Genomic DNA, 12,025 nt, shown 5'->3' on the forward strand with positions numbered 1-12,025 from the left:
GTTCAGGCTTTCGTAAGGTGGGTCAGAAATCGACCACGAGCGAAACGTTGAAGTGACGGCCGGGCTGCGTGTAGGCATCGACGATCGGCGAGTTGGCGGCGAGCCCGCGCACGTCGCTCCACATCCAGTACTTCTTGTCGGTCACGTTGATCAACGCAACGTTCAATCGGAGGTCGCGGCGGATGCGCCACTGCGCGTTCAGGTCGATGGTGGTGGCCGACGGCGTGAGGAACTGCACGCCGGTCGCGATCTCGGCCGGATCGACGTCATTGCGCTTCTTGGCTGCATGGTGCACGGCATCGAGACGCACGCTCCATGTCGGCGCCTGGTACTTGAGCGCGACCATGAACTTCTCGGGATCGATGGAGTTCAGCGGACGGTTGGCCGTGCGGTCCTCGCCGTTGGTGCGGCCGTACGCAAAGGGCACCGAGAAGCCTGTGCCTTGCTGGGTCCAGTCGAGTTCGCCCTGGAACTCGAAGCCGTCGATGCGCGCGCGTCCGATGTTGACCGACTGGAATGTCGCAGGATTGGCGCGCGAGCCGAAGACGCCGCTGACTTGGCGATCGTTCTCGATCAGGTCGTCGTAGGTGCCGGTGAACACGGCGGCCTCGAAGTTCAGGATGCCGACTCTGCCGCGTGTGCCGAGCTCGAAGTTCTGGCTTGTCTCCGGCTTGAGGTCCGGGTTCGGGATGGTTCTGTAGCCCGACAACACGTTCTCGAAGAAGTTGTTGACCTGGAACGCGTTCGGCGCCTTGAAGCCGGCGGCGTAGTTGCCGTAGAGGGTCCATTGCGGGGTCGCGCGGAACAACACGCCCAGCTTGGGCGACACCGCCGAATCGGACAGAGACACCACGCGAGGCGTGAAACCCGTCTGATCCGCATCGATGTCGAAGTGGTCGAAGCGCACACCAGGCGTGATGCTCCATCGATCGTGGATGAACTCGTCCTGGACGTAGAAGGCCGCGGTCTTCTCGGTAGTGTCGGGAAATCGCTTGAGAGGATAGACCTCGCCCGCAGGCGGCACCAAGCCGGTCTGGAGGTTCTCGACCCGCGTGTTCGCGTAGTCGATGCCGTAGGTGATGCGCTGCGACCAGTCGCCGGACATGCGCAGCGTCTTGTCGGCCTGCAGACCGGCTTGCCAGGTGTTCTCGCTGTAGGTGACGTCGCGCGTCCGGTCGGCAGCGGTGTAGCGGTTCTCCCATGCCTGCTCGCGCGAATCCGCCCTCTGGTAGCTGACGTAGCCAAGCAGGTTGTCTGCCAGCGCCGAGTTCACGCGCAGACGGCCATCCCAGGTCAGACGGTCGCGCTGTTGATCGGTGAGCGCACCGAGGGCGATCACCGCGGTCGACGTGAAAGGCGGCGGCGAAACACCGGACAGCAGGTCGTAGCCGGCCGACTTCCCGACGTGCTCGAAGGTGAGGTTGTGCACCAATTCGGCATTCGGCTTCACGATCAGCTTGGCGAGCAGCGACTGGGTATTGCCGAGTTCGGGATTGGGCGCCGTGCGATTGGAATTGAGGGCGTAGTTCGTGCCCATGTTCTCCACCTCGTGCGTGCGGCTGCCGTTGGCCGCGATCAGCCAGCTCACCGTGTCGCTGGCCTTGCCCGCGAGCGTCACGCCGCCCTGCCAGCCGTTGTCGTCACCGCTGTAGCCGACGTTCGCACTGCCGCCGAAGGTCTTGCCGTCCGTGAGGAAGGTCTCGGGCTGGCGGGTGATGAAGTTGACAAGGCCGCCCAGTCCGTCAGAACCGTACAGCGCGGACGCCGGCCCCTTGATGATCTCGATGCGCTCGATCAGGCCTAGGTCGAAGTAGTTGCGCCCAAAGGCGTTGGCGCTGAAGACGTAGCTGCGCGGAATGCGGATGCCATCGGTCATCAAAAGCACCCGGTTGCCGTCCAGGCCGCGGATGTCGAAGCCGGCGTCGCCATCCCGCCCCGTGTTGCCCGTCGCGAGACCGAATCTTGCGGGCGCGCGGCGCACGGAGACGTTTGGAATGTCGCGAGCGATGTCGCGGATGTTGTTGATCTGCTCGAACTCGATCTGTTCCCGGTTGATCACCTCGACGGTGGCGGGAATGTCGTCCCTGCTCTGTTCGGAGCGAGTGCCGCTCACCACGATTTCGCCAAGGGATCCGATGCGGACTGGGCCGGCCTCCTGGGCCGACGCAAGGGTGCTGAAGCCGGAGGCGATCAGCCAGGGAAGAAGTCGAAGTCGATGCGAAAAAGCGGTTGAGCGTGACACGTAGAGGTCCAGGAACAGCGATTTGGGAAGCTGCTTGCTGGACCGTGCGCCGCGCTGGCGCACCTCGATCTTGCTGGCGGGTGAAGGGCAAAGTGCCCGGACCGAACTATATGAGAATAGTTCTTATTGGTAACCGAATGTCTTTCTTTTTCCAGGGTCGATACGGATCAATCTGCGCGCGGAATATTCCGCGAGTGATGCCGGAGAAGTGCCCCCGTGCCCGCCGACGAGAGGCGGCCACGACGAGCAAGCTCTTCAGGCCGCGACCGCTTCTTCGGCAGGCGCGGAAGTGCGGATCAGGTGGTCGAAAGCGCTCAGCGCCGCCTTCGCACCATCGCCGGCCGCAATGATGATCTGCTTGAACGGCACGGTCGTCGCATCGCCTGCAGCGAAAACGCCCGGCACCGAGGTCTGGCCCTTGGCATCGACCACGATCTCGCCATGCCTCGACAGTTCGACCGAACCCTTGAGCCAATCGGTATTGGGCACCAGGCCGATCTGGATGAAGACGCCTTCGAGCGGCACCGTGTGGCTCTCGCCGCTCGCGCGGTCCTTGTAGACCAGCCCATTGACCTTCTGGCTGTCGCCCGTGATCTCGGTGGTCTGCGCGTTGGTGATGACCTTGACGTTCGCCAGGCTGTGCAGCTTGCGCTGAAGAACTGCATCGGCACGCAGTTGCATGTCGAATTCGATGAGCGTCACGTGGCCCACGATCCCCGCCAGATCGATGGCCGCTTCCACACCGGAATTGCCGCCGCCGATCACCGCCACGCGCTTGCCCTTGAACAACGGTCCGTCGCAGTGCGGGCAGTAGGCCACGCCCTTGTTCTTGTACTCGTGCTCACCAGGCACGTTGATGTTGCGCCAGCGCGCGCCGGTGGAGATAACGACGGAGCGACTCTTCAACGAGGCACCGCTCTCCAGCTTGATCACGATGTAGTCATCGCCCGGAACCAAGGCCGCAGCGCGCTGCAAGTTCATGATGTCGACGTCGTAGTCGCGCACATGCTCCTCGAGCGCGAGCGCGAACTTGGGGCCTTCGGTTTCACGGATCGAGATGAAGTTCTCGATGCCCATCGTGTCGAGCACCTGCCCGCCGAAGCGCTCCGACGCAACGCCGGTGCGAATGCCCTTGCGCGCCGCATACACGGCAGCTGCGGCACCGGCTGGCCCGCCACCGACGATCAGCACGTCGAACGGATCCTTGGCGGCAATCTTCTTCGCTTCGCGCTCGACGCCGCTGGTGTCGATCTTGGCGAGGATTTCTTCGAGGCTCATGCGCCCCTGGCCGAATTCGGTGCCGTTGAGGAACACGGTCGGCACCGCCATGATCTGGCGCTCCTTGACTTCGTCCTGGAACAAGGAGCCATCGATCATCGTGGTCTTGATGCGCGGGTTCTGGACCGCCATCAGGTTCAGCGCCTGGACCACGTCGGGGCAGTTGTGGCAGGTCAGCGAGATGTAGATCTCGAATTCGAAGTCCCCGTCAAGTGCGCGAATCTGCTGGAGCACGGCATCGTCGACCTTCGGCGGATAGCCACCGACCTGCATTAACGCCAGCACGAGCGAGGTGAATTCATGACCCATCGGCAAGCCCGCGAAGCGCGGACCATGGTTCTCGCTCGGGCGATTGATGGAGAACGAAGGCTTGCGTTGGTTGTCGTCGCGGCTTTCGGTGACCTTCACCAGCAGCGACGAGTCGGCAACGTCCCTGAGCAGCGATTGCAGATCGCTCGACGCCTTGCTGTCGTCGAGCGACGCGACGATCTCGACCGGCTGCGTGATGCGGTCGAGATAGCTTTTCAGTTGCGATTTGGTGCCGGCGTCGAGCATGGTGAAAACTCTTTTCTTCAATGCGATGGGAACAAAAAAGCCCGGGTGCGAAGGCGCCCGGGCCGTGGCGCGAACGAGGCGGCTTAGATCTTGCCGACGAGGTCGAATGAAGGCTTCAGCGTTTCAGCGCCTTCTGTCCACTTGGCGGGGCAGACTTCACCCGGGTGAGCAGCCACGTACTGGGCAGCCTTCACGCGCCGCAGCAGTTCGGCGGCGTCACGCCCAATGCCGTTGTCGTGCACTTCGATGGTCTTGATCTTGCCTTCAGGGTCGATCACGAACGTTCCGCGGTAGGCGAGACCGGCGTCTTCACCTTCTTCGATCAGAACCTGGAAAGCACGGGCCAGTTGCTGGCACGGGTCACCGACCAGCGGGTACTTCACCTTGCCGATGGTGTCGGAGGTGTCGTGCCAGGCCTTGTGGGTGAAGTGGGTGTCGGTCGACACGCCATACACCTCGACGCCCAGCTTCTGGAACTCGGCGTAATGATCCGCCAGATCACCCAGTTCGGTCGGGCACACGAAGGTGAAGTCGGCCGGGTAGAAGACGACAACGGACCACTTGCCCTTGAAGTTCTCATTGCTCACCGGCACAAACTTGCCGTTGTGGTACGCGGTGGCCTTGAACGGGATGATTTCGGTATTGATCAGGGACATTAGGGTTCCTTGGGAGGGCTGATGAAAAAAGCGAGTCATTAGTATAACTACCAATCTGCCATCACCCATAGCCATGCGCTATGAAATGCATTGGACACCCCTATGAATACGAACACCTATCAACCTCACACGCATGCAGAGCGCAGAAGCATGGGTTTACTTGCAAGCTCGCCATCGCGGCTCTCACAATCGACCTTTTAAGAAGAAGGAAAAACCATGAAGGGCGACCCACAAGTCATCGACCACCTGCAGGCGCAGCTCAAGAACGAGCTCACTGCCATCAACCAGTACTTCCTTCACTACAGGATGCTCAAACACTGGGGCTTGGACAAGCTGGCCAAAAAGGAATACAAGGAGTCGATCGGCGAGATGAAGCATGCCGACAAGCTGATGGACCGCATCTTCATGCTCGACGGCCTGCCCAATCTCCAGGATCTCGCCAAGCTCAACGTCGGCGAAGACGTGCCGGAAATCTTGGACTGCGACCTCAAGTCGGAAACCGGCGCCCAGACCACCATCAAGGCCGGCATCGCGCATTGCGAATCGGTGCGCGACTATGTTTCGCGCGACCTGCTCCAGGAGATCCTCGACGACACCGAAGAGCACATCGACTTCCTCGAGACCCAGATCGACCTTGTCGGCAAGGTCGGCTTGCAGAACTACCTGCAGTCGCAGATGGGCGAGATCGAGTAAGCGCCTAAAGCGTTGCAACCGAGCGGGGTTTTGGCCCCGCTTTTTTTTTGCCTTTACGAAACTTCACTGCTATCGATTTTCAGAGCACCAGGTGAAGCTGCGATGGGACGCCGAGCGCTTCGACCACCAACCCGCCCTTCGGGCAGACGGTCTCGCAAATAACATTCATTCTCATTTGTAAGGCTAGAATCGCCGGCTGAAATGAACGCCGCATCTGCCGACAATCGCCGCCGCGCCTACTGGCTCAAGACTCTGCATGAATGGCATTGGGTGAGTTCGGCGCTCTGCCTGATCGGTCTGCTGCTGTTCGGTATCACTGGCTTCACGCTCAACCATGCGGCCAGCATCGAAGCAAAGCCCAAGGTGACGAGCCGGACCGCAACAGTCGATGAGACGCTGCGCGAGGCATTGGTCAAGCAGGTGCCTTCGGCCAAGGCCCGCAAGGGCAAGGCTGAATTGCCAGCCGAACTGCAGAGCTGGGTCGAGCGGCACTGGTCCATCGACACCGCGGGTCGCGAGGCCGAGTGGTCGGACGACGAAATCTACCTGTCCCTCCCCCGCCCCGGCGGCGACGCCTGGCTGCGGCTCAACCTCCTTGACGGCGAGGCCGAATACGAACGCACCGATCGCGGCTGGCTCTCCTACTTCAACGACCTGCACAAGGGCCGCAACAGCGGCACCGCCTGGAGCTGGTTCATCGATATCTTCGCTGCCGCGACGCTGGTGTTCTCCGTCACGGGGCTCTTCATTCTCAAGATGCATGCCGGCAACCGGCCCTTCACGTGGCCGATGGTCGGGATGGGTCTGGTCATTCCGATGCTGCTCGCGCTGCTGTTCATCCACTGATCCAGGAAAGAGGTATTCGTGCAAGTTCGCTACTCCCTCGCGCTCGCCGCGCTGTTCGGCGCACCAGCCTTTGCGGCGGGGCTCACCGTCAACGTCGAAGTGCCGCGGCTCAACGTGGCCGAGTACCACCGTCCGTACGTGGCAGCATGGATCGAGCGGCCCGATCAGTCGGTGGCCGGCACGCTCGCGGTCTGGTACGACGTCAAGAACAAGGGCGGAAATGCCGAGGGCGAAGGCACCAAGTGGCTCAAGGACATTCGGCAGTGGTGGCGACGAACCGGCCGTGAACTCGATATGCCCGTCGACGGCGTGAGCAGCGCCACGCGGCCGGCCGGCAAACACCAAATCGCCCTTTCCGAAGATTCCGTCGCGCTAAGCAAGCTGGCACCGGGCGCCTACAAGCTGTACGTCGAGGCGGCGCGGGAGGTCGGCGGGCGCGAAATCGTGAGCATCCCGTTCCAATGGCCGCCGGCGAAGGCCGAGCAGTCACGTGTCGCCGGCAACAGTGAGCTCGGCGAAATCACGCTTGAACTCAAGCCCTGAGTCCGTCTTTCCTTCTCCTCATCGGACATACCATCATGAAGCTCCCACTTCGCGCCATTGCCCTGGGTCTGGCTCTTGCCGCCGGCGCTGCTACCGTCCAGGCGCACAACGCCTGGCTCATGCCTTCGAGCACCGTGCTGTCGAAGGCCGACTGGGTCACGATCGATGCCGCGGTGTCGAACGACCTGTTTTTCTTCAATCACAACCCGTTGAATCTCGACAGCCTGGCGGTCACCGCACCCGATGGAAGCACGGTCAAGCCCGAGAACATGTTCAAGGGGAAGTTGCGCAGCGGATTCGACCTGAACCTCACGCAGCCCGGCACCTACCGTGTGGCACTCATCAACGATGGCGTCTTCGCTCGCTGGAAGGACAAGGCGACCGGACAGGCCAAGCGCGCACGCGGCACGGCCGAGACCATCGCGGGCCAGATCCCGGCGGATGCGCAGGAGGTCGAGATCACGCAATCCGCGGGCCGCAACGAGACCTTCATCACCGTCGGCAAGCCGAGCGCGCTGCGCCCCATTGGCAAGGGCCTCGAACTGATCTCTGCCAATCCGACCGACCTGGTCAAGGGCGAGAAGTCGAGCTTCACCTTGCATCTCGACGGCCAGCCGGCCAAGGATCTCGAGGTCACGGTCACGCTCGGCAACACGCGCTACCGCGACAAGCTCGACGAAGTCAAGATCAAGACCGACGCCAAGGGCCAGTTCAGCGTGACCTGGCCGGAAGCCGGCATGTACTGGCTGGACGTCAATACGACCGACCAGAAGACGTCGGTACCGAAGGCCAAGGAACGGCGTCTGAGCTACGCCACCACGTTGGAAGTGATGCCCTGAGTCCGGACCACGATCGGACCGTGCAACGGCCATCGTTCGCGACCTGGCGCGCAGGCGGCTACGCCAATACGCCACGGCCGCGCCGCGCCGACCCGCCTGAGCTGCAGTCCCTGGCGGGCCGCAGCATGGGCACGACCTGGTCGCTGCGATTCGTCAACCCGCGCATGGTCGCGCTCGACGCGGTGCGCGCCAGCGTTCAGAACGCGCTCGATCGCGTGTGCGCGCAGATGAGCACTTGGGAGCCCGATTCGGCCATCAGCCGCTTCAACCGCTCGGCCGCAGGCACCCGGCACGTGCTCGAGCCTGAGTTCAACGAAGTGCTTGCTTGCGCCCTCGGATGGGCTGAAGCCAGCGGCGGGGCCATCGACCCGACGATCGGCATGTTGGTCGCGCTCTGGGGTTTCGGCGCCCACGCAGATGCTTCGCAAGGGCCGCCGAGCCCGGGTGCACTGGCTCGAGCCCGCGACTTGGTCGGTTGGCAGCGTTTGGTACTCGACGCAACCACGCGCAGCCTGGTGCAACACGGTGGCGTCTCGCTCGACCTGTCAGGCATCGCCAAGGGATTTGCGGTCGACCACGCGGCGGACGCGTTGCGAAGCCTTGGCCTCTCTGATTTCCTGGTCGAGGTCGGCGGCGAGCTTCTGGCCGTCGGCAAAAGACCGGGGGGCGACCCATGGCAAGTGATCGTCGAAGCGCTTCAAGGGGTCACCCATCCAGTAAAGCTTGTCGATTTGGCCATCGCAACCTCCGGCGATCGCTGGCATGTGCGCGAACATCAGGGCATGCGCTGGTCGCACACGCTGGATCCGCGCACCGGCGCTCCATGCCGTCATGAAGTGGCATCCGTCACGGTCGTGCACCGGTCGTGCATGCAGGCCGACGCGCTCGCCACTGTGCTGACGGTGCTCGGTCCGCAGGACGGCGAGGCGTTTGCCCGGCGTCACGACATCGCCGCCCTTTTCGTCTCTCGCGACCCCGACAGGCCAGCCCTGTTCACCAGCCCTGCCTGGGCCCAGGCGGTCCTCGCCGAATGACTGAGCCTTCCATGCGGGCGCTGGCCGCGAGCCTGACGGTGTTCGCCTACGTCGCGATATGCGCGGCAATTTACTGGCAGCAACGTCGGCTGCGCGAAGCCAACGCTCGCCAGGCTGCGGCCCTGGCTGGCAGCAAGCCCGGTGACGCCACGCTGGTGCTGTTCGCCAGCCAGACTGGACAGGCCGAGGCTCTCGCATGGCAAACCGGTCGCTGGCTGCACGATGGCGGCACGGCCGCCCGTGTGCTGTCGCTCAACGATGTCGACGCGGACCTGCTCCGCAGTGCGCCAAACGCCCTGTTCATCGCCAGCACCTATGGAGAAGGCGACGCGCCCGATGGCGCAAGCGTGTTTGCGGAGCGCGTGATGAGTGCCAGGGCCGAGTTGTCTTCCCTGCGCTACGCAGTGCTTGCGTTGGGCGATCGGCAGTACGCGAATTTCTGCCGTTTCGGGCGCCAGCTCGACGAATGGCTCCATTCGGCCGGTGCGACGCGCGTTTTCGAACGCATCGAGGTCGACAACACGGACCCGTCCCAACTGGCCGCGTGGCAGGCGCAATGTGGCGGCAGCCCGGACGCCACGGAAGCCGAGGCCGGCGGCGCGATCGCCACTCCCTGGCGGCTCGCGTCGCGGCGCCTGCTGAACGACGGCAGCGCGGGTGCGCCCGTCTATCTGCTCGCTTTCTCACCTTCGAGCGGCGGACCGGCGCCAGAGTGGGAGTCCGGCGACATCGCCAGAATGACCCTGGAGAGCGATCCGGGGCGGCCGCGCGACTACTCGATCGCATCCATTCCGGTAGATGGCGAATTGCAACTGCTCGTGCGGCAGGAGCGGCATCCGGACGGCAGCCTCGGTGCAGCATCCGGTCTGCTGACTTCGACGCTGAGCCTGGGCGACACGATTCCGTTGAGCCTCCGACCGCATCGCAATTTCCGACTCGGCGAGAACGCTCGCGGACCCTTGCTCCTCATTGGCAACGGGACCGGCCTCGCTGGCCTCCGCGGGCACCTGCGCGCCCGTGCGGCATTGGGCCGGCACGACAACTGGCTCGTCTTCGGAGAGCGCAATGCCCGCCATGACTTCCTCTGCCGCGACGAAATTGACAATTGGCAGCGGACGGGCGTCCTGCAACGGGTCGACATGGTGTTTTCGCGCGATCAGGCTGAGCGACTGTATGTGCAGCACCGGCTGGTGCAGCTACACGAGGAGGTCCGGAGCTGGGTCACGCGTGGCGCGGCTATCTACGTCTGCGGAAGCCTGCTGGGCATGGCGAGCGGTGTCGACGCCGCGCTACGCCAGATACTGGGCGACAGCTGCATGAGTCACCTCGTGGCCAGCGGAAGGTACCGCCGCGACGTCTACTGAGCAGGCTGTCCAGGCAGCACGACTGCCTGAATTCGTCGCATCCCTGCGGTGCGACACTTGAGCCCCAACCACGCTGGGGCCTTTTCCCTGAGGAAACCGCAAGCTGATGCTTCACGTCCCCGATGTCCTGAACGCAGAACAAGTGCGTGAGATACGCGCCCGTCTGGACGCCGCCGACTGGGTGGACGGCCGCGAGACCGTGGGTGACCAGGGTGCCACGGTGAAGCGAAACCGGCAGTTGCCGGAACACTCCGCGGTCGGCCGTGAACTGGGCGGGGTGATCCTCGGGGCCCTGGCTCGCAATCCACTCTTTTTCTCGGCCGCGCTCCCCTTGCGCTTCGTCCCGCCGCTGTTCAATCGCTACGAAGGCGGGGAGCAGTACGGCCTGCACGTCGACGGCTCCGTGCGCTCGCTGCCGGGTGGCGGCGAGCAGTTGCGCACCGACTTGTCCTGCACGCTCTTCCTTTGCGATCCGGACGATTACGAAGGCGGCGAACTCGAAGTGGTCGACACATACGGCGCGCACGAGGTCAAGTTGCCCGCGGGCGACCTGATCCTCTACCCCTCCAGCAGCTTGCATCGCGTTCATCCGGTGACGGCAGGAGCCCGCGTCTGCTCATTCTTCTGGCTGCAGAGCATGGTGCGAAACGACCAGCAGCGCACCATGCTTTTCGAACTGGATCAGGTGATCCAGAAGCTGCGCGGCCGCCTCGGCGAGTGCGAGGAAACCATCGCACTCACAGGTCAGTACCACAACCTGCTGCGCATGTGGTCCGAGATCTGAGAAGCCGGCCGCGAACCTACCTGATCTGGATGGTCGATAGTTATTGCAAATGCGAAGAATTCGTATTTATAATCGAGTCTTCACAAAATCAGCCAGCCAAGAGCCGCTCTCAACGCCATGATCGTTTGCGTATGTCGCCGAGTCTCTGACCGAGAAATCGCACGCCACGTGCGCGCCGGCATGACGTTCGATGAAGTGCAATTCGAACTCGGCGTGGCCACCCAGTGCGGCCAATGCGAAGGCTGCGCGCGCGATGTTGTCGCGCAGTGCAGCATGTCGCATCCGGTCGCAGCGCTCCATCGCGAAACGGGGGCAGTGGCGATCCAGCTTGCCAATTCCATCAAGGAAAGCAACGCATGGAACTCTTCGCAGCCCTCGGCGGCAGCCTGATATTCGTCGCCAGTTCGGTCTGGTGGATTTTTCGCAAATAGTCGTTGATAGCGGTTTTGCTGCATCCGGGCACCTTCGATGGCGCCCGCACTCGAATGGTTGATCGTGTCTAGCCGCTTTTCCCCGCCCCCTCCGACGGCCCTCGGCCTCTCGCGCAATGCCGTTATCGCCGGTAGCGTAGTGCTCTTCCACGTTGCGGCGCTCTGGGCGCTTCAAAGCGGACTCTTGCGCCGCGCGGCGGAGGTGGTCATCCCGGTCGAGATCCTGAGCGAGTTCATCGAGCCGCCCAAGCCGGTCGAGCCACCCCCTCCGCCCCCGCCTCCGCCTGAACCGAAGCGCCAAATCACCAAGACGCCGCCGCCGCCGCGTCCCCAGGCGATCCGAGAACCCAAGCCGACGCCCGCGCCCAATGCGCCGACGGGAAGCATCGAGCCGCCGGCGCCTCCAGCCCCGATCGCGCCGCCAGCACCTCCAGAGCCGCCAGCGCCACCACCCGCGCCGCCGGCACCACCGTCCATACAACTGCCGTCCAGCAACGCCGACTATCTCCAGAACCCCAAACCGGTCTACCCCGCCATGAGCAAGCGTCTCGGCGAGCAAGGCAAGACGGTCCTGCGTGTCCTGATCGGCGTGGACGGCCTTCCCAAGCGCGCGAACATTCTGACGTCCAGCGGCTATGAAAGACTGGACGAGGCCGCAAAAACAGCCGTCATGAATTGGCGCTTCGTACCTGGAAAGCGCAACGGGGTCGTTGAGCAAATGGAGTTCAACGTACCGATCAACTGGGTTCTCAATTAGTTT

The 12,025-nt window shown here is 63.3% G+C and carries 12 protein-coding genes; 9 read left to right on the forward strand and 3 right to left on the reverse strand.

All coding sequences use genetic code 11. The features are described from left to right. Nucleotides 1-22: 22 nt before the first annotated feature. From ACSFBL_RS05700 to ahpC, 3 genes are all read right to left on the reverse strand, one after another. Complete coding sequence (locus tag ACSFBL_RS05700) at nt 23-2,242, reverse strand: TonB-dependent hemoglobin/transferrin/lactoferrin family receptor (protein WP_435514777.1); 2,220 nt, start codon at nt 2,240-2,242, stop codon at nt 23-25. Between the two features lie 255 nt (nt 2,243-2,497). Continuing rightward, complete coding sequence (ahpF, locus tag ACSFBL_RS05705; protein ID WP_435514778.1) at nt 2,498-4,075, reverse strand: alkyl hydroperoxide reductase subunit F; 1,578 nt, start codon at nt 4,073-4,075, stop codon at nt 2,498-2,500. A gap of 83 nt (nt 4,076-4,158) precedes the next feature. Further along, on the reverse strand, nt 4,159-4,731 hold the full coding sequence (gene ahpC / locus ACSFBL_RS05710) for an alkyl hydroperoxide reductase subunit C (RefSeq protein ID WP_435514779.1): 573 nt from the start codon (nt 4,729-4,731) through the stop codon (nt 4,159-4,161). A gap of 216 nt (nt 4,732-4,947) precedes the next feature. Between ahpC and bfr the strand changes: the two genes are divergently transcribed. The 9 genes from bfr (at nt 4,948) to ACSFBL_RS05755 (ending at nt 12,022) form a co-directional block, all read left to right on the forward strand. Continuing rightward, nucleotides 4,948-5,424 carry a bacterioferritin gene (gene bfr, locus ACSFBL_RS05715; protein WP_435514780.1) on the forward strand — a complete coding sequence of 159 codons (477 nt, stop codon included), beginning with the start codon at nt 4,948-4,950 and terminating at the stop codon, nt 5,422-5,424. A 201-nt stretch (nt 5,425-5,625) separates the two neighbouring features. Continuing rightward, on the forward strand, nt 5,626-6,270 hold the full coding sequence (locus tag ACSFBL_RS05720; RefSeq protein WP_435514781.1) for a PepSY-associated TM helix domain-containing protein: 645 nt from the start codon (nt 5,626-5,628) through the stop codon (nt 6,268-6,270). Nucleotides 6,271-6,288: 18 nt separating this feature from the next. Continuing rightward, nucleotides 6,289-6,813, forward strand: coding sequence for a DUF2271 domain-containing protein (locus ACSFBL_RS05725; protein ID WP_435514782.1), 525 nt, complete (start codon nt 6,289-6,291; stop codon nt 6,811-6,813). 35 nt (nt 6,814-6,848) lie between these two features. Beyond that, complete coding sequence (locus ACSFBL_RS05730; protein ID WP_435514783.1) at nt 6,849-7,652, forward strand: DUF4198 domain-containing protein; 804 nt, start codon at nt 6,849-6,851, stop codon at nt 7,650-7,652. Between the two features lie 20 nt (nt 7,653-7,672). Then, on the forward strand, nt 7,673-8,686 hold the full coding sequence (locus ACSFBL_RS05735) for an FAD:protein FMN transferase (RefSeq protein ID WP_435514784.1): 1,014 nt from the start codon (nt 7,673-7,675) through the stop codon (nt 8,684-8,686). Further along, a complete protein-coding gene (locus ACSFBL_RS05740) occupies nt 8,683-10,050 on the forward strand; it encodes a sulfite reductase subunit alpha (protein WP_435514785.1) in 1,368 nt (455 codons plus the stop codon). Before ACSFBL_RS05735 ends, ACSFBL_RS05740 begins: the two co-directional genes overlap by 4 nt. Before the next feature lie 103 nt (nt 10,051-10,153). After that, complete coding sequence (locus tag ACSFBL_RS05745) at nt 10,154-10,834, forward strand: Fe2+-dependent dioxygenase (protein ID WP_435515326.1); 681 nt, start codon at nt 10,154-10,156, stop codon at nt 10,832-10,834. Between the two features lie 117 nt (nt 10,835-10,951). Further along, nucleotides 10,952-11,224 carry a (2Fe-2S)-binding protein gene (locus ACSFBL_RS05750; RefSeq protein WP_435514786.1) on the forward strand — a complete coding sequence of 91 codons (273 nt, stop codon included), beginning with the start codon at nt 10,952-10,954 and terminating at the stop codon, nt 11,222-11,224. A 78-nt stretch (nt 11,225-11,302) separates the two neighbouring features. Then, nucleotides 11,303-12,022 (forward strand): energy transducer TonB, encoded by a 720-nt coding sequence (locus ACSFBL_RS05755; protein ID WP_435514787.1) that lies wholly within the window; start codon nt 11,303-11,305, stop codon nt 12,020-12,022. Nucleotides 12,023-12,025 lie beyond the last annotated feature (3 nt).

This window comes from Variovorax glacialis (assembly GCF_051216375.1).
Lineage (GTDB): Bacteria > Pseudomonadota > Gammaproteobacteria > Burkholderiales > Burkholderiaceae_C > Variovorax.

Coding starts and splice junctions, on each gene's coding strand:
- ahpF (WP_435514778.1), bottom strand. CDS start 4,075: ATGCTCGACGCCGGCACCAAATCGCAACTGAAAAGCTATCTCGACCGC.
- ahpC (WP_435514779.1), bottom strand. CDS start 4,731: ATGTCCCTGATCAATACCGAAATCATCCCGTTCAAGGCCACCGCGTAC.
- bfr (WP_435514780.1), top strand. CDS start 4,948: ATGAAGGGCGACCCACAAGTCATCGACCACCTGCAGGCGCAGCTCAAG.
- ACSFBL_RS05720 (WP_435514781.1), top strand. CDS start 5,626: ATGAACGCCGCATCTGCCGACAATCGCCGCCGCGCCTACTGGCTCAAG.
- ACSFBL_RS05730 (WP_435514783.1), top strand. CDS start 6,849: ATGAAGCTCCCACTTCGCGCCATTGCCCTGGGTCTGGCTCTTGCCGCC.
- ACSFBL_RS05740 (WP_435514785.1), top strand. CDS start 8,683: ATGACTGAGCCTTCCATGCGGGCGCTGGCCGCGAGCCTGACGGTGTTC.
- ACSFBL_RS05750 (WP_435514786.1), top strand. CDS start 10,952: ATGATCGTTTGCGTATGTCGCCGAGTCTCTGACCGAGAAATCGCACGC.
- ACSFBL_RS05755 (WP_435514787.1), top strand. CDS start 11,303: ATGGCGCCCGCACTCGAATGGTTGATCGTGTCTAGCCGCTTTTCCCCG.